The sequence below is a fragment of the Rothia sp. HC945 genome (assembly GCF_051370785.1).
Taxonomy (GTDB): domain Bacteria; phylum Actinomycetota; class Actinomycetes; order Actinomycetales; family Micrococcaceae; genus Rothia.
In genome coordinates this window covers 1,893,122-1,913,163 of the sequence record NZ_JBFCSN010000001.1, presented here as the reverse complement: position 1 = coordinate 1,913,163, position 20,042 = coordinate 1,893,122, and the positions used below count along the sequence as shown (strand labels likewise).

Annotated in this window: 17 protein-coding genes and 1 pseudogene; 7 read left to right on the top strand and 11 right to left on the bottom strand. The window is 61.4% G+C overall.

Annotated elements, in window-relative coordinates; translation table 11 throughout:
* Nucleotide 1: 1 nt before the first annotated feature.
* The 8 genes and pseudogenes from gvpJ to AB0Y14_RS08460 form a co-directional block, all read right to left on the bottom strand.
* Nucleotides 2–424 carry a gas vesicle protein GvpJ gene (gene gvpJ / locus AB0Y14_RS08495; protein ID WP_436588761.1) on the bottom strand — a complete coding sequence of 141 codons (423 nt, stop codon included), beginning with the start codon at nucleotides 422–424 and terminating at the stop codon, nucleotides 2–4.
* A gap of 33 nt (nucleotides 425–457) precedes the next feature.
* A complete protein-coding gene (locus AB0Y14_RS08490) occupies nucleotides 458–1,522 on the bottom strand; it encodes an SRPBCC family protein (protein ID WP_436588760.1) in 1,065 nt (354 codons plus the stop codon).
* Entirely contained in the window at nucleotides 1,519–2,199 is a 681-nt protein-coding gene (locus AB0Y14_RS08485; RefSeq protein ID WP_436588759.1) for a hypothetical protein, read from the bottom strand. Before AB0Y14_RS08485 ends, AB0Y14_RS08490 begins: the two co-directional genes overlap by 4 nt.
* Before the next feature lie 373 nt (nucleotides 2,200–2,572).
* A complete protein-coding gene (locus AB0Y14_RS08480) occupies nucleotides 2,573–2,731 on the bottom strand; it encodes a hypothetical protein (protein WP_436588855.1) in 159 nt (52 codons plus the stop codon).
* Nucleotides 2,732–2,784: 53 nt separating this feature from the next.
* Nucleotides 2,785–2,898, bottom strand: a pseudogene (locus AB0Y14_RS08475) (hypothetical protein); the annotation flags it as partial.
* A complete protein-coding gene (locus AB0Y14_RS08470) occupies nucleotides 2,895–3,455 on the bottom strand; it encodes an NmrA family NAD(P)-binding protein (protein WP_436588758.1) in 561 nt (186 codons plus the stop codon). The pseudogene AB0Y14_RS08475 and the gene AB0Y14_RS08470, both read right to left, overlap by 4 nt.
* Nucleotides 3,456–4,377: 922 nt before the next feature.
* Nucleotides 4,378–6,753 (bottom strand): phosphoketolase family protein, encoded by a 2,376-nt coding sequence (locus AB0Y14_RS08465; protein ID WP_436588757.1) that lies wholly within the window; start codon nucleotides 6,751–6,753, stop codon nucleotides 4,378–4,380.
* A 285-nt stretch (nucleotides 6,754–7,038) separates the two neighbouring features.
* Nucleotides 7,039–7,425, bottom strand: coding sequence for a winged helix-turn-helix transcriptional regulator (locus AB0Y14_RS08460; RefSeq protein ID WP_436588756.1), 387 nt, complete (start codon nucleotides 7,423–7,425; stop codon nucleotides 7,039–7,041).
* A gap of 105 nt (nucleotides 7,426–7,530) precedes the next feature.
* Here AB0Y14_RS08460 and AB0Y14_RS08455 point away from each other — a divergent pair, with 105 nt between their 5' ends.
* Nucleotides 7,531–8,136, top strand: coding sequence for an NAD(P)-dependent oxidoreductase (locus AB0Y14_RS08455; protein ID WP_436588755.1), 606 nt, complete (start codon nucleotides 7,531–7,533; stop codon nucleotides 8,134–8,136).
* An 81-nt stretch (nucleotides 8,137–8,217) separates the two neighbouring features.
* Here the strand turns inward: AB0Y14_RS08455 and AB0Y14_RS08450 are convergent, their stop codons facing one another.
* Entirely contained in the window at nucleotides 8,218–8,583 is a 366-nt protein-coding gene (locus tag AB0Y14_RS08450) for a type IIL restriction-modification enzyme MmeI (RefSeq protein WP_436588754.1), read from the bottom strand.
* A gap of 14 nt (nucleotides 8,584–8,597) precedes the next feature.
* On the opposite strand from AB0Y14_RS08450, the gene AB0Y14_RS08445 reads away from it, so the two are divergent.
* From AB0Y14_RS08445 to AB0Y14_RS08420, 6 genes are read left to right on the top strand one after another with little or no spacing between them, the layout of a single operon-like run.
* Complete coding sequence (locus AB0Y14_RS08445; RefSeq protein WP_436588753.1) at nucleotides 8,598–9,917, top strand: glycosyltransferase family 4 protein; 1,320 nt, start codon at nucleotides 8,598–8,600, stop codon at nucleotides 9,915–9,917.
* On the top strand, nucleotides 9,917–11,671 hold the full coding sequence (locus AB0Y14_RS08440; protein WP_436588752.1) for a glycosyltransferase family 4 protein: 1,755 nt from the start codon (nucleotides 9,917–9,919) through the stop codon (nucleotides 11,669–11,671). Before AB0Y14_RS08445 ends, AB0Y14_RS08440 begins: the two co-directional genes overlap by 1 nt.
* Nucleotides 11,668–12,600: an ABC transporter permease gene (locus AB0Y14_RS08435; protein WP_436588751.1), complete on the top strand. Its 933-nt coding sequence runs from the start codon at nucleotides 11,668–11,670 to the stop codon at nucleotides 12,598–12,600. Before AB0Y14_RS08440 ends, AB0Y14_RS08435 begins: the two co-directional genes overlap by 4 nt.
* Complete coding sequence (locus AB0Y14_RS08430; RefSeq protein ID WP_436588750.1) at nucleotides 12,587–13,387, top strand: ABC transporter ATP-binding protein; 801 nt, start codon at nucleotides 12,587–12,589, stop codon at nucleotides 13,385–13,387. The genes AB0Y14_RS08435 and AB0Y14_RS08430 overlap by 14 nt, the downstream gene beginning before the upstream one ends.
* 50 nt (nucleotides 13,388–13,437) lie before the next feature.
* Nucleotides 13,438–14,604 (top strand): non-hydrolyzing UDP-N-acetylglucosamine 2-epimerase, encoded by a 1,167-nt coding sequence (gene wecB, locus AB0Y14_RS08425; RefSeq protein ID WP_436588749.1) that lies wholly within the window; start codon nucleotides 13,438–13,440, stop codon nucleotides 14,602–14,604.
* Nucleotides 14,601–14,981 (top strand): hypothetical protein, encoded by a 381-nt coding sequence (locus tag AB0Y14_RS08420; protein ID WP_436588748.1) that lies wholly within the window; start codon nucleotides 14,601–14,603, stop codon nucleotides 14,979–14,981. The genes wecB and AB0Y14_RS08420 overlap by 4 nt, the downstream gene beginning before the upstream one ends.
* 93 nt (nucleotides 14,982–15,074) lie before the next feature.
* Here the strand turns inward: AB0Y14_RS08420 and AB0Y14_RS08415 are convergent, their stop codons facing one another.
* Nucleotides 15,075–17,936, bottom strand: a complete 2,862-nt coding sequence (locus AB0Y14_RS08415) for a heparinase II/III domain-containing protein (protein WP_436588747.1) — start codon at nucleotides 17,934–17,936, stop codon at nucleotides 15,075–15,077.
* A 33-nt stretch (nucleotides 17,937–17,969) separates the two neighbouring features.
* Nucleotides 17,970–20,039 (bottom strand): glycosyltransferase family 4 protein, encoded by a 2,070-nt coding sequence (locus tag AB0Y14_RS08410; RefSeq protein ID WP_436588746.1) that lies wholly within the window; start codon nucleotides 20,037–20,039, stop codon nucleotides 17,970–17,972.
* Between the last annotated feature and the right edge of the window lie 3 nt (nucleotides 20,040–20,042).

The window sequence follows — 20,042 nt, the reverse complement described above, 5'->3', positions numbered from 1 at the left end:
GTCATTCTGAGCTGTCGCTTTTCTGCCGCACCGGGCGCTTGGTCTGCCTCCGAGGCTGTTCTTCTCGTTGCTCGGCCTCTTTATTCGGCGTGATGGCGTTCTTGACCCCTTCGACCGCACCTTGGGTTTTTCCTTTGGCTCCGCCCTGTGTCATGCCTTCAAATAATTCGGGGAGATCTCGTCCTCCCTGCTGTGTCAGGTCCAGACGGTTCGTTGCTTCGGCAAAGCGCAAGTAGGTATCCACGCTGGCAATGACGATGCGCGCGTCAATCGTGAGAATTTCAATCCCCACGAGAGAGACTCGTACGTAGACGTCGATGACAAGACCCTTGTCGAGGATGATCTCTACAACGTCCGCAAGGGAGCTCGACGACGGGCGATCGACATAGCTTCCGCGAGAACGTTCAGCAGTACTGGTGGTCATTTTCGGTACCTGCAATCTTTCGAGAGGTGAGGACTAACTGAGTTCGTCCTCTTCATCAGCTGGTGTCTCGTAGTCCTCGTCTGCATAGTCTTCTTCGCTCGCGTCGGCTGGCTCCGTTTCCTCGACAGAATCGTCCTCGAGAGGCTCCTCGTCTTCCGCTATAGGAGCAGCTTCTTCTTCGTCAAGTTCTTCGACTTCGTCCTCGGCTTCATCCTCTACGGGGGCCTGTTCTTGGAAGTCTTCCGCATCCTCATCATCTTGAGGGTCTCCGGACTCGTTCTCCTGGGCAGCTTCCTGCTCTTCTTCCAGCGCGTCCTCGTGGGATGTCACCAGCTCACTGTCGCGGATCTCACCCCGCCAGCCTTCGACACTTTCAGGGACGAGGATCGTATCAGTCATGACATGGTGAACGAAGAATTTCATCTCCAACCGGAAGCGCCGTCCCACGGCCCGCCAGATATTGCCGGTCCGTTCCATGAACCCCTGGGGGTGGTATTCACCGATGACGACCATACGGGTCAACCGCGGTGCGACCTCGTGGAAGGACACGCTTCCGCTGATATATCCCTTCTCTCCAGTGGACTCCCAGACGATATGGGAATCGGGAACCTGTTCTACGATGGTCGCCTCCCAGGTGCGGTGCGACCAGAAGACCTGACCTTTGAACTTGAGTTTCGTATCCTCAGTACGCTCGACGTTCTCGACTTTTTTCATGTAGTCGGGCCAGTCCTCGAACTGGGTGAAGGCATTATATGCGACCGAAATTGGCACCCCTACCTCGGCCCATTCAACGATATTCATGAATTTGTTGTCGCTGGAGCCACTACCACCGGAACTCCCGCCCCCGAAAACGCCCTTGACCTTATCTTTCCCACCAGCCGCCGCCGCCGAGACAGCTGCTTTGGCAGGAGACTCGCCCTCGGCGATCTTCTCGGCACCAGCTTTGGCAGCCTCGCCGCCGGCGCCACCGTTTCCATCGAACCGATCCGCGAGCTGATCGACCTTGTTAGTGGCGGAGCTGATCGCTTTCCGTCCGAGCGTCTGAGCATAATCAGCTACCTGTCCTTTGAGTCCTCCAAGGACCGTGCTATCGGTCATGCTGAATCTCCCTTGCGACTGGATGAAGCGTTTTTCCTCGTGGTGTTCGCGCGCTTAGTCGTGTGCTGCGATTTGCTCGTCGATGACTTCTTCGGAGCTCCCCGCTTGGAGGTTCCTCGGGCCGGAGCCGAGCCGCTTTTAGCAGTTCCCTGGGAGGAAGACGAACGCTTCTGGGTTGGGTGCTTTGGCTCCTCTTCTTCGGGGGCCTCCGCAGCATCAGGCTCGTTTTCAACCGTCTCAGCGGCGGGTACTTCCTCCTCCGGAGCGGCATCTTCGGTGACGTCTCGGGGCTTGTCTTCGGCTGCCGTACCAGAATCGGACTCTTCCGCCGCGACCTCGGGTTGCAGACTCTTCGCGGGATCGTCCAGGGAAGCTTTCAGACTGTCCGTCCGCTCTTGCAACTTGGCACCCAACTGATCGGCACCCCGTGTTGCCAGGTTCATTGCCGCACCCTTGCCGGAATCGGCGAGACGTCCCGTGATCTTCTCCCCTAGCTCTTTGAGCTCGGGAGTGGACTGGGCAAATTGGCTGAGAGCTCCTGACAATTGTTTGCGCTTGCTGAAAGCCGTGGTTCCGGAGACCGTGCTGGCGACCACCAGGGCAAGCTTCAGTTTCTTGGCTCGGCCGAGCAGGTAACCGCCTAAAAGTAGGCCTGCGGTCTTCGTTTTGTTGTCCATGTTGCGGCTCCGAACGCGTGCTCTGCGGCACTGCTAGTTGTTGGGGATCCCCTTGTCTCTTGTCTGGTGAGTCTTCCACCTAATAGCGCTGTTGGCTACCGAGCTGAGCTAATTTTCGCTGCCTGACTAGCGGAAACGCCCCTGAGGGCGGAGAGGGTCAGATATCAGAGGGCACGGAGAAGGCTGAGAAGTCCGTCGAGCGAACAACACGCTCGGGCACCCTGGCGAGAGGTTGTTCCCAACAATGAGGGCCAACCAAGCGCAGTTATCAGAGTTAGAACACTCGCTGTAAGGGTTGCCGGCGTATCCTGGTCTCGTATCGGAGTTTCCGCGGTGGAGCCCTTCTCCGGGTGGCACCTTCTAGGCACAGGACTCAGTCTCTGAACAACTGAGCATCCGCGATCCAGACGCTGAGGTCCGTCAGATTCGGGTTGATTGCACGGGTCTGGTCGATGCTCGCCTCGTAAGCGCCCGTCTGCGCAAACCACCGGAACATGGTGAACATTTCTTCTTGGTCCTGGACGCTCTCCAAGGCAAGGCTTCGTATCTGGCCGGGACAGCAGCCACCTCCGCGATGACCTCGGCGATAGCTTGGCCGGTAAGCTCATCCCCAGCAATCTCTATCGCGTCTTCGGGTACAAGCTCAGGGTCCTGTAAAACTGCGGCACAGACTCGCCCGATGTCCTCAGTGGCGATCATTTGTAAGGGGATGTCTCCTGGCATTGGCATATGGAGCACAACGAACCGTCATTCTCCTTCTGCGCCATGCCACGCAAGTTATCCATGAAGAAGACCGGCCGAACTACCGTCACGTGTACGTCGGGCTTTAGCTCCTGAAGCTCACGCTCAACTTGAAATTTGCTATCGAAGTGCGGGACGCCGGTATCTCTATCCGAGCCGCCGACAGAGCTGAACACGATCCGCGCTACTCCGGCTTCCATAGCTGCCTCCGCAAGAGCTCTTCCTTGCCCGACCTCGGCAACCGCGCCGCCCGGGCCGGAAGGTGTGGTCATGAACCACAATGCACCGATACCTTGCAGCGCCGACACAAGCGTCTCGGGCTTCTCTACATCTGCCTGCACAACTTGCGCCCCGCGGTTAGCGAGCCGCCGAGCGGTCTGAGACTCGGGGCGACGCACCAAAGCACGAACCGGCTTGCCCAAGTCCAATAGAGCATCTGCCGTGGCACTACCTTGCTTCCCTGTCGCAGCGAACACTCCGTATACAAACAATTCATTTTTGTCTTTTTTGCTCATGTCGCGTCTTCCTTCTCGTCATCTTCTTACCCCGGCGGCTTGGACGACCTTATAAGCGGGCCAAGCTTCACCTATCGCAGGTACAGGGCACTCTAGACCTCTGGCTCGAGGCCTCCTCACCCATGACACGAACCTCAGATCCACGATCCGAATCTTCGAACCGGAGGTGGCCACGCAAATCCTCACGCCGGCCGGTATCCGCACATCCCGGGCCGCCTGAACGGAACGAGATCGGTGAAAAGGCGGTTCGCGAGCTGTACCCATCTCGCTTGAGGAACGGGCGGGCTCCGCAGAGACTAGAAGCATGTAGATTTAGCGCTTTTGATGTTTGACGACGCTCATCTAGGAGACCACGATGAAAATATGGCGTGGTTCGACGGCCTGGGAGTGAAGTACGGAGGAACCGGAATCCGCGTCTGACATCGAAGGGGGGGACCAAAAAATGGGGAAGATAAAGAAACGCATCCGAACGCCCTGGAGCACACTGACGATAGGGACACGGGGTAACACGAGAAAAAGACGGAAGCCGGGAAATATAAAACTCAACAGGCGGAGGACAGTTAGTTCTAAAAAAGTTCCGAGAAGGGGTCGATTAAAGAACTGGCTCAAAAGGTAGCTAAGGATACCGGCGTCGTCCCGCTCTCGGTCAACTGATTTGAGCCCTGCCCGTGAGCAAGACGGGAGCATATCCTGAAAGGCAGACCTGGCTTTGGGGTAGCCACACATTCGTCACGAACAATAGCCGACCTCACCGACAAGGGGCGTGCAAGTTGCACAAACTGTGGCTCGCACCCGTCGGCATGCTGATCTGACCGTCGTAGTCAAGGACGACGGTAGCCGAACCATCTCTGTTATCGGATGCATCAAAGATGCGAATGCCGCTGACTCTGCTGATACTGGCCGATCTGGATAATTCCGTACGTCAGCAATCAGTAGCCCGGAACCGCCACCCCAGGATGAACTCCGGGTCCTCGCCGTGCTCGTACGCGTACGATCGCGCCTCATCCCGCGCCTGTTGCCAGTGTTCGGTCAGTCCCGGGTGGGCTTCGGTGCCCCCGGGGACTCGTTCCAATGCATCGATCGCGAGCCCGTATCGGTCAAGGTCGTTCAGGTGGACCATGTCGAACGGCGTGGTGGTCGTGCCCAATTCCTTGAACCCGTGCACATGGATTCTGGCATCGTTGGCCCGGCGATACGTCAATTGGTGAATCAGTGAAGGATACCCATGGAAGGCGAAGATCACCGGTCGGGTTGTGGTGAACAAGGCGTCGAAGGAAGCGTCGTCGATCCCATGGGGATGCAACGAACTGCTCTGCAGCCGGAACAGGTCAACCACATTGACCACCCGCACCGCGATCTCGGGGGCTTCCTCCCGCAGTAGTTGGGCCGCCGCGATCGTCTCGTAAGTCGGCACATCACCGGCGCAGGCCAAAACGACATCGGGTTCGCTACCAGGCTCCGTGGCGGGACCTCGAGGCTCGTTGCCCGCCCAGTCCCAAATACCGATACCGGCTTCTACATGGGCCTGGGCTTCTTCCCCCGCCAGCCACACCGGCTGCGGCTGCTTGCCCGAGACAACCACATTCACCAAATCGCTGGTGCCGAAAGCATGGTCCATGGTGGCCAGCAAGGTGTTGGCATCCGGGGGCAGGTAAACACGCACCACGTCGGCTTGTTTGTTCACGACCACGTTCAGGAATCCCGGGTCCTGATGACTGAAGCCGTTGTGGTCCTGCCGCCACACATGCGATGAAAGCAGATATGTCAGTGGGGCCAACGAACCACGCCACGGGACATGGGCTGCGCTCTCAAGCCACTTGGCATGCTGATTGAACATCGAGTCGACGATGTGAACAAATGCCTCGTACGACGTGAGAAGACCGTGCCGGCCCGTCAGCAAATAGCCTTCCAGCAACCCCTGCATCATGTGCTCACTGAGCATCTCGATGACACGACCACGCCGCGCCAAGTGCTCGTCGGTCGGCACGATCTCGCCGGACCACGACCGCTCGGCCACGCGAAAGACCTCGTCGAGCCGGTTGGACAGCACCTCATCAGGACCGAAAAGACGGAAACTCTGCGGGTTCTCCTTCATCACCTCGGCAAGCCAGCCACCGAAAACTCGAGTGCTCTCGACCTCCCCTGCCCGGTCCTGCGGAACGTGATAGCCGGCAATCTCGGGCTTCACGAGGGCCGAGACCATTCCGCCATGGGCATGCGGGCTCGCGCTCATCCGCAGTTCCGGATTCGGTCGCAGCGACCTCAGCTGGGAAGAAATCTCTCCATCCGGGAACAACGACTCCGGCTCATACGAACTCAACCACTGCTCCAGCAGAGCCCGGTGATCGGGGTCCTCTCGTACCTGCGGGAGGGGAAGCTGATGGGAGTGAAAGGTCCCCTCCACCCGGGTCCCGTCCACCACACGAGGACCAGTCCACCCTTTGGGCGTGCGCAGTATGATCATCGGCCACCGCGGACGCGCCGGTCCCCGGCCTGCCCGGGCTTCGGACTGGATGCCAGCAATAGCATCGAAGGCGGTGTCCAGGGCCGTGGCCAGACGAGAGTGGATGGCGTCCGGGGCCTCACCGTCCTCGCCACCGGCGACGACGATCGGTTCGTACCCGTGACTACGTATCAACGTGACCAGCTCGTCCTGTCCGAGACGGGCCAGTACTGTCGGATTCGCAATCTTGTATCCGTTCAAGTGCAGAATCGGCAGCACGGCGCCATCGGTGCTCGGGTCGACGAACATATTGCCGAACCAGCTCGTCGCCAGCGGGCCGGTCTCAGCCTCGCCATCTCCGATGACACACGCGGCGATCAGGTCCGGGTTGTCCAACACCGCCCCATAGGCATGCATGAGGCTGTACCCGAGTTCACCGCCCTCGTTGATCGATCCGGGAGTCTCAGGTGCCGCGTGCGAGGGAATCCCGCCGGGATACGAGAACTGTCGGAAAAGCCGCGCCATTCCCGGTTCGTTCTCACCAACCTCAGGGAAGAGTTCGGAGTAGCTGCCGTCGAGCCAGGCGTTGGCAACCATCGCGGGACCGCCATGCCCGGGACCGCACACGAACAGCACCTCGGACTCACGTTGGCAGATCACCCGATTCAGATGCGCCCAGAGCAGATTGAGCCCAGGCGAGGTGCCCCAGTGGCCGAGAAGACGCGGTTTGATCTGCTCGGCGGCGATCCCACCCCGGGCCAATGGGTTGTCCCGCAGGTAGATTTGTCCCACCGTAAGATAGTTTGCGGCACGCCACCAGGCATCCACCGCTCGAAGCTCTGCTGACTCGGTCATCGGCCACCTCACCATCCGCATCGGAATGGTCCCGAGAATACGCCCCACTTCGCTTCCCGTCGACGAAACGACCAAGGGGACCAGTGCCCCGCTCATGATGGTGCGGAGCCGGCTGCCAGCGACGTTTACGACGTTATGGCGGGTTATGCTGGCGCTGCCCGTGATGGTGTTTGTGGCGAAAGCTAGTTGGCATGGTCCATGTTTCTAGGTTGCGTGCCGAAGTAGTACAAAGAGCTAAAGCCGATTGTTTCCAGCTTTCGACGGGGATATTCCAGAGGGGAATCCTCATGCCCTCGAAGAACCGTGATGCGTCCGGGATCGGATAATCGCCTCCGCGTTGCCCTCTGCCCAGCGGCGCAAGGCATCGATGGGTTCCGCCAGACTTTTCCCGAGCTCGGTCAGCTCGTAGTCGACCCGTGGCGGCACGGTCCCGCTCGGACGGCGTGTCAAGAGACCGTCCCGCTCCATCGAACGAAGGGTCTGCGTCAGCACCTTGGGAGTCACTCCTCCGATGCTCTCCCGCAATTGGCTGAAGCGCAGCGGCCCCGCCTCCAAACTGGTGACGATCAGCGGCGTCCATCGGTCGGTGACGTGACGGAGCACCGTCCGCGAGGGACAGTGCGGATCCATGATGTCGAACGCCTGTTCCGGGGACGAAAAATTTTCAGCCACAATTTCCTTCCTTAGTTTCCTTGAGGTACTCCGTATCCAAAAGATAGCCTCTGAGTAAACAACCGGCAAGCACAGCCGGTGCGCCTACCAGCAAAGGAAGAAATCATGAAGATCGCAGTCATTGGTGCCACAGGAATGGTCGGGAGCCGCACAGTCGCGGAAGCCGCCCGACGGGAACACACTGTGGACGCCTATTCACGGAGCGGCAAGGAGGTCGAGGGCACCCAATCAGCCCATGCGTTGGACCTCGCGGACTCCGCCTCGGTCGCCGGCGTTATTTCCGAACACGAATACACCGTCATCACCACGGTCAGCGGCCGTACCGGCGACTACGCCGACGACATCAGGAACCACCGGAACCTCCTGGCTGCACAGCCGGAGGGCAAGTTCTTGGTGGTCGGCGGCGCCGGCGCTCTCTACGTCGACGAGGACACCATGCTTAAGGACACGGAGGGATTCCCTGAGCAATTCAAGACGGAAGCGGATGCTTTTGCTGAGGTCTACAAGGATTACATGTCCTCGCGCGATGTGGACTGGACAATGTTGGCTCCGGCGCCGATGATCGCGCCCGGGGATCGAACCGGCACCTACAAGATCGAATTGGATCGGCCCGCGGGTGATTCGGTTTCCGCCGAGGACTTCGCGGTCGCGATGATCGACGAAGCCGAGTCCCAGTCTCACCAGGGGATGCGCTTCACCGTGGCGAACTAACGCGACCAGAGGTCTTACCGACGAACCCCGTGAGGATCCTCCAGGGTCCGGAGGCCGGTGCGGGATCGACCCAATGCGACGCTATTGCTCGGCGGTCAGCTCACGATAGTTGCGGAACAAGATCTCCAGACGTTGCTCTTCGGTGCTGAGTTTCTTCGTCGCCCCGAAGGCTTTGTCCACGGCCCGATCGAGCTTGTCATGGGCTTTGAGCAACGCCGGGTCCATGGCCAGCGGGTTGTAGTGCTCAGCCAGGGATCGATCAGGATGCAGACCACGGGCGGTCAAAATGTCTTGGCCGGCTTCGATGATTTGCTCGCGTTGCCGTTCGGTCAGTTCCGGTACGGGGAAGTTGTTCCAGACGATCCTTTGTGACTTTCCTCGAGGACGATCCCAGGTCCGGTTTTGAACGTAAACATCATTTTTGAATAACATTTCGGCGCTGGCCACCGGTAATATGCCCTATGACCAGTGAAGATGTTGTGAGGAGAAGAATTGTCTTTGCCCCTGAGACGAATGAGAGCCTGCGTGACCAGGGGACCGTCGTGAAAATTCTTCTTATTACTCACTATTACCGTCCCGAGGTCGGAGCGCCCCAGCGGCGGTGGGGCAGTTTCGTCAAACATTGGCAGCGTCAGGGTCACCAGGTAACGGTCATCACCTCGTTGCCCCATTATCCGCTTCCGCGTCATACGTCCAGGCTTCGCCGGGGTAACCGGCCGTTCAGGCACCAACGAGGTGTCCACGGCGAAACGGTGATTCGAGTCCCCTACTTCGCCCACGGGTACGGGGCCGCCTCTCGTACGATCGATCATCTTCTGGTAGCTGCACTGAGTGCGGTGGTCGCCCTGTCTCTTGGCCGAAGGCGTTTTACGGTTGTAATTGCTACCGTGCCTGCTCTGGCGTCGCTCGCCCCCGGTCATATTGCCTCCCGTATATTCCGTGTTCCTCTGATCCTCGAGATGCGTGATGCCTGGCCGGATCTGGTCACCTACGCGGGTTGGGCGCAGACCACGACCGGTTTTCTCGCTCAGGCTCGTGCGGTGGTGCACCGGTTGGTCACCCGATCACAGCTGAAGTCGAAACACGTGGTCACCACCAGCTACCGGTTCGCGGAGGTCCTTCGGTCGCGAGGGGCCGAGCACGTGACCGTGATCCGAAACGGCGCCGATCTCGAGACAATGCCCCAGCCCGTCCCCCCGATTGCGCACCAGGGAAGTCTTAAGGTCCTCTACCTGGGCACCCTGGGGCGCAGTCAGGGACTGGCTGCCGTGATCGATGCCGCTGGCATGGCTGCGGCTGGCGGGGTCGACCTCGAGTTGCGGCTCGTGGGAGACGGCGCTGCCCGCGCCCACCTGCTGGAACGGGCAAGAGGTTCCCGTGCCAGCATAACGATCATGGACACCGTCCCGCATGACGAGGTGTGGAGCCACTACCAGTGGGCTGACACCGTGGTCGTGTCCTTGCGCGAATGGGCACCTTTCGAATGGACGGTTCCGTCCAAGCTCTACGAGGTCCTGGCGACGAACAGGCACATCTCCGGGATGCTCTCCGGCGAGGCCGCACAAATAGTGCGGGACGCCGGAGCGGGATTCGTCTGCCCACCGGGGGACGCGAAGGCGCTGGGGCGGCATTGGCTCCAGCTTGCCCACGACCCGTCTTTGCTCGTTCACAGTGACTCAGGTCGCGACTGGGTCCGAGAGCAGTCCGATTTCCGGAAGCTCAGTTCGGCGTATCTGGGCGTGATCCGGGAGACCACAGGGCAGCTCATTGAGGGCGGATGATGAGTGACATCCGAATTCTACTCAGGAACATCAAGCTGATGGCTCGCACGGTCTTCCAGCATGCCCAGGATGACCCTGCGCATCTGCTGGTCCAAGGAACGCGAAGGCTACCGCGTCGCATAACTCGAGGAGTCGAATTCGCCCTGCGGAAGGCGCCAGTGCTCGGTCTTCGTGCACTAGGGGCATATTGCGGTGGGGACACGCAGAGGGCACGGGATCTTTCGGAGATCGTGCTCGCCGATTCCGGCCGCGGGTTCCCTCACCGTCTGGCCGCCGAAGTGGCCCTCGAAGTCGGTTCCGTGGCCGTCAGCCCCACGTCGGTGCCGCCAGCGACGCGGGCACGTCTCCTGTGGAAGCAAGGGCACATGAACGAGTCTCTCAAGACGATCGACGCGGCGGGTCGCAGTCATCGGAACACGGCCCGAAGACTGCACAGCGAAGTTGCGACGATGGATACCTCATTTCTCCTGGAACCGCCCCGCGAATCACCGGCGACACGATATCCTTCCGCCGGAGACGGCACACCGCGTACATTCCACATCCTGACTGGGTCCGTTCCTCATACGCGATCCGGCTATACCATGCGTACCCAGAGGCTCTTGAAAGCATTGACGGAGTCCTCGGTGCCGGTACGGGCGGTGACCAGACTTGGTTATCCGGCGACGGTCGGTATCCCCTTCGGGTCTGACAAGCAGGAGGTCGAGGGCGTCGCCTACCAACGAATCCTGCCGGCGTGCCTTGCCCCCGACATGGCGGGGCGTCTCCAACAACAGGTCGAGATCATGGCGCACACGGCCACGGAATTTCGTGCGACCGTACTCCACTGCACGACGAACTACACGAACGCCCTCATGGCCGACGCCCTCGCGAGGGGACTGGGTCTTCCCTGGGTCTATGAGGTTCGCGGAATCCTCGAGGAAACCTGGGCGGCAGGCCGAGGGGATGCGCAAGCACAGGAGGAGGCGAGAAACTCGGATCGCTTCCTCGCCCTGAGAGACCAAGAGACTCGCATGATGTCGCGCGCGAACCACGTCATCACGCTTTCCGAGGTCATGAAGGACCAGCTCGTGAACCGAGGCATCACTCCGCAGAAGATCACGGTCGTACCCAACGGGGTCTCTGAGGAGTACTTCCGGCCGCGGGTCCCTGCCTCGGACGCCCGGCGTGTCCAGGGGCTTCCGGCGGAGGGCTTCTGGGTGGGCTCCGTTTCCTCACTCGTGGATTACGAGGGGTTCGACACCCTGCTCAGGGCCGCGGCAGCGGCTCGACGCGAAGGTGAGGACGTCCGGGTTCTGCTTGCCGGTGAGGGCGCGGCTCGACCAGCTCTTCAGAGGCTCGCGATCGAGCTGAATATGTCCTCGTCCGTCGAATTCACGGGACAAGTCGACGCCGAAACCGCCCGGGACCTTCACGAGTGCCTGGACCTGTTCTGCGTTCCGCGCACGGATGCCGAGGTGTGCCGGGCCGTCACTCCTCTCAAGCCTATCGAAGCCTTGGCGGCGCGGACCCCGACCCTCATGTCCGACCTCCCGCCGTTGCGCGAGTTGGCGGAAGGTGCATACGGCGGTAGCGCGGATCGGGCGCTCGTCCCCGCCGATTCGGTCTCCCCATGGACCGCGGCTATCGTTGGTGCTTCCCGCACCCCGTGGCCCGAAGCGCTATTGGACGCCGGCCGGGAGTTCGCGCGCACTCGAACCTGGGCAGGCAACGCGGCGACCATCCAAGATATCTACCACGAGGTGATGCGTCCGTGAGGCCCGTAGAATTCCAGCGCAAGTTCCATCAGGGCGACATCTCCGCGCCCTGGAACCACCCTGTGCCAGCCGAGGAGTCCCCCTACAAGGAGCTCATCGCTTCCGGGGCAGTGATGCGGGTCGGTGGGCGTCCTTCCCTGGCAAGGTACGTCGCTCAGATCTGGAAGAGGTGCGACTTCTTGGTCTACGACGCGCGTTCTCGGGTTCGAACCCGGAACAGCCACACTCGTCTGGGCTCATTCTGGCTTGTCGGCAAGCCCGTGCTCGACGTCGCCTTCTATTTCCTCGTCTTCGGTCTCCTCTTGAAGGCGAACCGGGGGATCGACAACTATGTCGCCTACGTGGCGGTAGGAGTACTGATGTTTCGGTACTCCTCCGTGGCCATGACGCAGTCGGTCGGACTGATCCGGTCGAGCCGTTCGATGATCCAGGCCTTCAACTTCCCACGGGCGAGCTTGGTCGTCTCCTTCGCATTGCGAGAAGCGCTCTCGGCAGTGCCCTTGCTGCTCTCGTTGATCGTGATGATCCTGGCGATTCCTCCCCACGTCGCCCCCTCGTTGGTGTGGCTCCTGGCTCTGCCCCTCATCGTCCTGCAGGGGTTCTTCAACCTGGGTCTCTCCTTCGTCATGGCTCGGTTGGGTTTCAGCGTCCCCGACATCTCCCAAGGCATGACGTTCCTGTCGAGGATCCTGATGTACGGCTCAGGCGTCATTTTCCCCATTGAACGGTTCATCAATCATCCAGCGGTCTACGACGTCATGACGAACAACCCGCTGTTCATCCTGTTGTCCATGTACAGAACCATCCTGATCGATCGTTCGGTGCCGCCGCCGCAGAACTGGTTGTCCCTGGCGCTGTGGTGCTTGGGACTGATCGTCTTCGGTTTCGTCTTCTTCTGGAGAGCGGAGGAAAAATATGGGCGCCCATGAGCTTTCTCCCGAGGGCGAGCTGAGCGTTCTGGTCAACAAGGTCTCACTCACGTACTCACTGGGCAGACGAAGCCTGTTCCGCAAGCGCTCGGACCGGTCTGTCCACGCCCTCAACGGCGTGAGCTTCGCCGCGCGGGCGGGCGAGTTCATCGGCGTCGTCGGCCGGAACGGCTCCGGGAAGAGCACGCTTCTGAGGGCCATAGCGGGGGTCGAATCGCCCACCACCGGCACTGTCTATGCCAACGCCCAACCGACCCTGATCGGTGTGCACGCCGCCCTGATCGGTGACCTGACCGGTTCGGAGAATGTCGTGCTGGGGTGCCTGGCGATGGGTATGAGCCGTGACGAGGCTGAGGCGGCCCGGCCGTCCATCGAAGCCCTGGCTGGTTTGGGATCCGCGATTTCCCGACCGATGAAGACATATTCGTCCGGAATGCAGGCCAGACTTCGCTTCGCGATATCCCGTACGGCGAATCCTGAAATCCTTCTCATCGACGAAGCGCTCTCCACGGGAGACGCTTCCTTCGAGGAGCGGTCCAAGCAGTCGATGGACGCGATGCTTGCTCGAGCCGGAACCATATTCCTGGTCAGCCATGCGGCCCAGACCGTTGAGGAGATGTGTTCGCGGGCCATTTGGCTCGAGGAAGGGACGCTCGTCATGGACGGGCCCGCGGAAGAAGTTGCCCGCCGATACCGATGGTTTGCTCACGTACTCGCACAAGGGGACCGGGACAAGGCTCTTGAAGTGTTGGCCGGTGCGTATCAGCAAGAATTCCGACAATTCTGAAGCCCGAGAGCAAGCACAACGAAACATCAATCACTCACTCAGGAGATCTCATGAAGCGCATCATGACCATTTACGGAACACGTCCGGAGGCCATCAAGGTGGCTCCGGTGATCAAGGCACTCGAGGAATCGGAGCATTTCGAGAGCCTCCCGGTCGTGACTGGACAGCACAGGGAAATGCTCAAGCAGGTCAACGATCTCTTCGGCATCGAGCCGGTCGCCGACCTGGCGATCATGACCCAGGACCAAACCCTGAACCAGATCTTGGCAAAGGTGATCACGGGTATCGACGAGCAACTGGCCGCCCACGAGCCGGACGCCGTCATTGTCCAAGGCGATACGTCCACCGTGATGGGTGCGTCCATCGCTTCTTTCAACCGTCGCATTCCGGTGGTCCACGTGGAAGCGGGTCTGCGCTCGGGCGATATTGATTCACCGTTCCCGGAAGAGGCCAACCGCAAACTGACGGCGCAGGTCGCCCGCGTCCACTTGGCGCCCACGGCCGAGTCCAAGAACAACCTGCTGGCCGAGGGCGTCGCCGAAGGCGACATCGTGGTCACTGGCAACACCGTGATTGATGCCCTGATGGCGGCTGTGGAAAAGCCTGTCCCCTTTACCGATCCTCGTTTGGAAGAATTCGCGGCGTCGGACAAGCCCATGGTCTTGGTGACGACTCATCGCCGTGAGAATTTGGGCGAAAACATGGTCCAGATCGGGCGGGCGGTCAACTACTTGGCGGTCGAGCACCCCGAGTACTGCTTCGTGCTGCCGATCCACAAGAACCCGAAGGTCCGCGAGGTTGTCATGCCTCAGATCGAGGGGATCGACAACGTGCTGACCGTGGAACCCCTGGACTATGCAGAGTTCACGCACCTCATCTCCGCGGCCCGGTTCGTGCTGACCGATTCGGGCGGAGTGCAGGAAGAGGCCCCGAGCCTGGGCATACCGGTTCTGGTGCTTCGTGAGAACACCGAGCGACCGGAGGCTGTCGAGTCCGGTACAGTGCGGCTGATCGGCACCCGTTACGAAACCATTGTCGAGGAGTCCAGCCGTCTGATGCGGGACCCGGAGCATTTCCGGTCGATGGCCAACGCGGTCAATCCCTACGGCGACGGCAAAGCCGCTTCTCGCACAGTGGCCGCCCTCGAATCCTTCTTCGGCTTGGGACAACGGATGGCTGTCTTCTCCCCGACCTCGCAAGCAAGGAGCGAACAGTGACCCAAACTCGACGTAGTCTTCTCCTCTCGGGAGCGGGGATGATCCTGATTCTCGTGGGTGTCATCCTGTTCGCGATCGTCCACGGTTCGTGGGTCGGATCCATGGTGTTGATCGTCGGGCTCGTGGTCCTGGGAATCGGCTGGTTCCGCTTCGCCATGTACCAGCGCCGGGGCCTGTGGAATTTTCAGACCGAAATCCGCAACCTGAGGGAACGTCAGGACCGATGGGGCACAGATCTTTCGGCCGCTGTCGACCAAGCTCGTGGAGAAAACCGTGAGACCGTCGAACTCGCAGCAGATGCCATGCGTGAGGAGACGAAACGCCATGAGGCCAAGCTCCGAGAATTGCAAAGGCTTTTGCTCGAGCTCCAGCACTGAACCGCTGAACTGAGAGGAAGAGGCCGGGCCGCGCCCCCTGGGCCCGGCCTCTTCCTCTCAAGAGCAGCTTTGCCCGCAGCTCCTACAGGGTTTTCAGATCTCGATCCCCAGGTCCGCGTAGACGCGGGCCAGCACCTCCGCGTACTGCATGTTGTCCGGGGACCGGTGGCCGGGTCCCAGGTCGAACCGGATGGTTTCGTGGGACTCCGCGACCTGGTTCTCGTCCAGGAAACGGGAGAGGGGCTGCTCGTGGACCTCCGCATGGAACGTGTCCCCGGTGTTGGTGACCAGGTAGAGCCGGCCCACGGATCCGGCGTGTGCAATCCTGTCGATCACGCTGAGGCGCCGTACCAGGCTCTCCTCAGTGGGTGCCGTTCTGCTACCGAAGGATACCTCGAACGCGTCCGAAGCGGAGTGGGCGTGGTACTTGCGCACGTCAGTCTGGGGGTTGAACGCGACCACACTTGCTTCGGGAAGGAAAGCGCCTACTTGGAGAGCCGCGAACCCTCCACCGGAACCGCCCTGGATAACGATGTTCTCCGTGCCGAGAGCGTCTGCCGCTGCCCTGATCTGCCGGGCGATGATCGCGTGCAGGTCGAGATCGTCTACGCCCATGTACCATCCGAGACGCAATGTCGAAGCGAGGTCGAGAGTCGGGTCAGCGATGTTCATCGTGGGGCCGACCTCGAGAGTCCGCTGGAATTCGAGGCGCTGGAAGATCGGGATTCTGGTCTTGTTCCGATCAATCGCGCCGTGGAACTGGACCGTGAGTGTTGCCCCGGGGTCTGGGGCGACAACCAACGGCAGAACCAGACGTCCGAGGTCGACCGTGTGCACGGCCGGCTTCTTCGTGATTCGTTGCGGATCGAGAACACCATGGTGGGAAACCACCGGAATGTCGTAGAAGGTCGGTCTCCACGAAGCATCGTCCGACCAGTTCAGTAAGGCACCTCTGCCACCGCGTGCGCCGTACTGTCCCGGCTCGGACCGCGGGTCGAGGTCGGCTGCGACCGATGCGAGCCCCATATCCAGATGCTGGGGAAGCCCGAGGGACGCGGCATGGTCACGGAAGCTGCTCAGGAGGTTGCGACGTCCCTCGGCATTGGTGCTCCACGCGGCATCTCGAGTGCGCTCCACGAGCTCCAGAGCCTCGGCCCTGGACGTATCTGCGTGAACGGCCTCGGGCTCGTCCTGCTTCCTGGCGGCAGCGGATTCCAGCGCAGCGGTAATGGTTTCGGCCTCGGCGTCGCCGTCGAAGACATACCGCGAGGTGTGGCCGAAAACGATCTTCTCCGTGACGGTGCCGTTGGAGACCTTCAGCCCGAAGTATCCGGCAGGGAGCCCGCTGAGGTTCACGGCGGTTGGGGACTTCCGATGGCCAGCGGCCACTACGGTGATGAACCGGAACGCGTCTCCGGTCCTGGAGAACTCGACGACAGGCGCGGAGGCGGTTCTCTTCCAGCCGGTCGCTATGGTGCCCGTCCAGTCGTCCTCGTCTTCTGTGGCCTCGAGGATCGAGCACTCCGGTGTGATGCCGAAGGGCGCGAGGAGAGCGGATTCTCCGTCACAGTGGAGCCGGACGGCCCCGCCTTCCTTGACGGCCTGGACGTTCGGGCCGAGCTGCCAGCGCTGCACGGCCGTGACCTGTCTGTCGCTGCGAACCGTGTCCACGACGACGAGGTACTCTCCGCTCGTGGAGTATGCGACGCGCCGGCGAATGCGTGTGCCTTCGTAGGCGGAGTCCTCGACCATCGCCTCCCACACGGAGCCGGACAGGTGGGACGAGACCAGGTCGACGGATTCACGTCGTTTTCTCCTCTCGTCCTCGAGCCGGACGAGAGTGTGATGGTCGTGATCGATGACGTACTTGCGGAACGGATGCGCGTGGGTGTAAGAATACTTTCCCGGATCAGTGATCCAGTTGACTCCACGAGCCGAATAGGTGACCGATCCGCCGTCTTCGTGACCGTGCACCTTGAACCGGCCGAAGACCAGCGAGAAGAAGGTTTCCTGGTCCATGTCCCGTTCGAACTCTCCCCAACCGCTGCGGCCGAAGAGGTATCCGTCCTGGTAGAGCCGTACCTTTTCGGCGGGCGGAGAACCCTTGGCGCCCCGGGACGTGACGTAGATGCAGGCCGGATGGTCGATTGTGGTCGCGGCGGCGTTGTCGGTGTCTCCGATGGGCGCCAACGTGCCGTCGGGACGGGTTGCGTGGGCAAGTTCCTCCGGGGTCTTCTCGAGCGACCGCATTGCCTCCGGCACCTCGAGCCCAGCCTGTTCCAGACGCCAGGCCAGGCGCTTCCACCAGATGAAGTTGTTGCGGTGGTATGCGATCGCGCCTTCGGCATTGACGCCCTCGTGGTCCCACTGCTCACTGCAGAGCTCGTTCAGCCGAGCAAGCGCGAGTTCGATCGCGTCGTCGTCCTCCAGGACCAGAGCGCACACCAGGAGGCCTTCGTGCTGGTGAAGCGCGTGGTTGGCGTGGCCGAGGCGCGAAGCGTCAGACAGCCATTCGAGATGCTCGCGCAAGCTCTCGACCAGCCAGGGCAATTCCTCCGGACGATTCTCGGCGACCATCGGAACCGCCTCCGCAAGCTGGACCGCACGAACGGATTCGATCATGTCGCTCCACGCATCCGGCAGTGACCTGCGATCGGAGGACCACGGCGGTCTGTTGTTGATGAACCAGTCATGGGCCAGATCGATCCACCGTGATGTTGCTTCCTCGTCCCCCTGGGAGCCAGCGGTCCGGTACGGTTCGAGCCATCGCAGCATGTGCAGCTGACAGCGCCAGTTCCTGTCTGCGAAGGGGTCCGCATCCCAAGACATGGGGGACGGCAACGTCCAGGCCGGGTGCGGAGAGAGACGCACTTCTGCGTTCCTCAGTGCCGCAAGCTTCTCGTCGTTCGGTTGATGGTTGAGAATCTGCTTGCGGGCAGCGTCCACATCGACCATGGGCAGTTTCACCTCTTCGTTCTGGTGCACGGATCAGGTCACGAGGGACGAGTAGATGTCGGAAACCCTACCGGCCAGCTTTCTCCAGTCGTGGTGCTCGACGACCCAGTCGCGGGCCTGGACTCCCAGCATCCGGGCGTGCTCCGGGTTGTCCATGAGCAATTGGAGCTGTTCCTTGAGGTTGTCGGCGTCGCCCTTGTGGTGCAGGCGCCCATTCACGCCGGGCCTGACGATCTCGGCCAAGGCCGCGACGTCGGAGGCCACCACTGCCTTGCCCATGGCCATGGCCTCGAAGGGTTTGAGCGGGGAGACCATTTCGCACACCGGAAGGGGCAACCGGGGGAAGGGCGCGATGTCGATGAGCGAATAGTGCCCCTCGACTTCGGCGTGAGGCACCCGCCCCGTGAACGTCACGAAATTCTGCAACCCCTCGTCACGGACGAAGGCCTCGAGCTTGGGCTTCTCCGGTCCGTCACCAACGACCAGGACATGGAAGTCGTTCCTCTCGGCTGCAAGTTGCCGTGCCGCCTCGAGAATGAGGCCGATTCCCTCGTAGTCGAGGATCGAACCGATGTACCCGATCACGGTCTTGCCCTGGACGCCCAGCCGTTCTGCGAGGGCCTCGTCGCGCGGCAGGGGCTGGAACCGGTCGGTGTTCACACCGTTCGGCAGGACCGTGATCTTCTCCGAGCCCACGCCGCGCGCGATCATTTCCTCGCGCAGCGCGTTGGTGATGGTCAGGACCTTCGTGGCCTGGCGGGCGGCGTCGGTCTCCATCCGGACCATGTGGCGGTACAGGTCGGAATTCCCCCAATCCGGTTCGCGCGAGACGCGCGTGATTTCCCAGAGTCCACGGATTTCGTAGATGGAGGGAAGCCCGAGCTTCTGCGCGGTCTGCACACCGGTCACGCCGTTGACGTAGTTCGAGGCGGCATGGATCAGGGCCGGTTTGGTCTCTCGGGCCAAGGCCTCCACGGATTCCGCGTACTTCTGCGTGTACGGGTACACCGGCTTCTTGCGCATGATCTGGCGGTCCGGCAGGAGAAGACGGTGGTAGCCCACCCCATCCACGTTCTCGAGGGCGGGAACCTCGGTGACGTCCTTGTAGCCGGGCATGTCATAGGGATATGCCAGGCGCGTGACGCCGTCGACGTCCCACCCGAGCTCGTTGAGTCCGTGGATGAGCCCCTGGGACCTGGTTGCGTACCCGGCCGAATGAAAGGGCAAGGAGTTGTAGAGGAGGTACAGAACCTTGTTCTTCTGCGCCTCATACACCGGCCGGTGCTCGGTGGGGGAAAACGGGAAGCCGTGGAGGGAGAGTTGGTAGTCCGACGTGTGTTCCTTGGCGACCTTGTCGAGCTGCTGCTTGCCCCAGGAATCCTTCGGACGCGCCTTCAGATAGGCCCGGACATAGATTTCCGTCTGATCGGGTTTGCGAGTCTGCTGGGTCCTCCGGATCGCGCGGCGCGCGGAATCGACCGGGACGGCCGAGACCTCGCATCGCTGCAGGACGTTCTCGGCCAGGCCGGATCTCCCTCGGGCCATGCTGACGATCAGCATCGCGCGATCCGTGTCGGTCTGGGAAAGCCCTTCGACGGCCGTGGCCAAGGTTTCGCCCTCAGGAGCCGTCGCGCCCATCACCGCGTTGAGTCTGACAGCCGCCCGGACCACCGTATCCTCCGAATGGCGCAGGAGCCGCAGGCTCCGGTCCAGCCGGTGAGGAATGATGTAATCGAGGGCTGCACGGTGGGCGCGCGGCGTCGTGAGGATGTCCTCTTCCAAGCGGTTGAGGGCCCAACGCTGTCGGGAGGAATGGGCCTTGATCTCGCCCTGGACGGCCATGAACAGCTCCAGGGCGTCCACGTTTGCGCCGTCGACCTCAAGAGCCAACGCAAGGATCTCCTCGGCGGCCCGGGCCTCGGCAGATTCGACCAGGAATCGTCCATAATGGGTCAGGACTTCCGAATTCAGCCCAGTGGTCACCAGAAGTTCGCGGTACGCAATGCGAGCCTGATTGGGCCGCATCTTCTTGATGGCCGAGAGCTTCGATCTGATGGTCGTGTCGGTCTCAGAAAGGTGGCGGGCCACTCCGTGATCGGTCATGCC

What these genes read in the sequence shown, in the direction of transcription:
- wecB (WP_436588749.1), top strand. Translation starts at nt 13,438, where the DNA reads ATGAAGCGCATCATGACCATTTACGGAACACGTCCGGAGGCCATCAAG.
- AB0Y14_RS08440 (WP_436588752.1), top strand. Translation starts at nt 9,917, where the DNA reads ATGAGTGACATCCGAATTCTACTCAGGAACATCAAGCTGATGGCTCGC.
- AB0Y14_RS08410 (WP_436588746.1), bottom strand. Translation starts at nt 20,039, where the DNA reads ATGACCGATCACGGAGTGGCCCGCCACCTTTCTGAGACCGACACGACC.
- AB0Y14_RS08445 (WP_436588753.1), top strand. Translation starts at nt 8,598, where the DNA reads ATGACCAGTGAAGATGTTGTGAGGAGAAGAATTGTCTTTGCCCCTGAG.
- AB0Y14_RS08455 (WP_436588755.1), top strand. Translation starts at nt 7,531, where the DNA reads ATGAAGATCGCAGTCATTGGTGCCACAGGAATGGTCGGGAGCCGCACA.
- AB0Y14_RS08485 (WP_436588759.1), bottom strand. Translation starts at nt 2,199, where the DNA reads ATGGACAACAAAACGAAGACCGCAGGCCTACTTTTAGGCGGTTACCTG.
- AB0Y14_RS08415 (WP_436588747.1), bottom strand. Translation starts at nt 17,936, where the DNA reads ATGGTCGATGTGGACGCTGCCCGCAAGCAGATTCTCAACCATCAACCG.
- AB0Y14_RS08430 (WP_436588750.1), top strand. Translation starts at nt 12,587, where the DNA reads ATGGGCGCCCATGAGCTTTCTCCCGAGGGCGAGCTGAGCGTTCTGGTC.
- gvpJ (WP_436588761.1), bottom strand. Translation starts at nt 424, where the DNA reads ATGACCACCAGTACTGCTGAACGTTCTCGCGGAAGCTATGTCGATCGC.
- AB0Y14_RS08490 (WP_436588760.1), bottom strand. Translation starts at nt 1,522, where the DNA reads ATGACCGATAGCACGGTCCTTGGAGGACTCAAAGGACAGGTAGCTGAT.
- AB0Y14_RS08470 (WP_436588758.1), bottom strand. Translation starts at nt 3,455, where the DNA reads ATGAGCAAAAAAGACAAAAATGAATTGTTTGTATACGGAGTGTTCGCT.
- AB0Y14_RS08465 (WP_436588757.1), bottom strand. Translation starts at nt 6,753, where the DNA reads ATGACCGAGTCAGCAGAGCTTCGAGCGGTGGATGCCTGGTGGCGTGCC.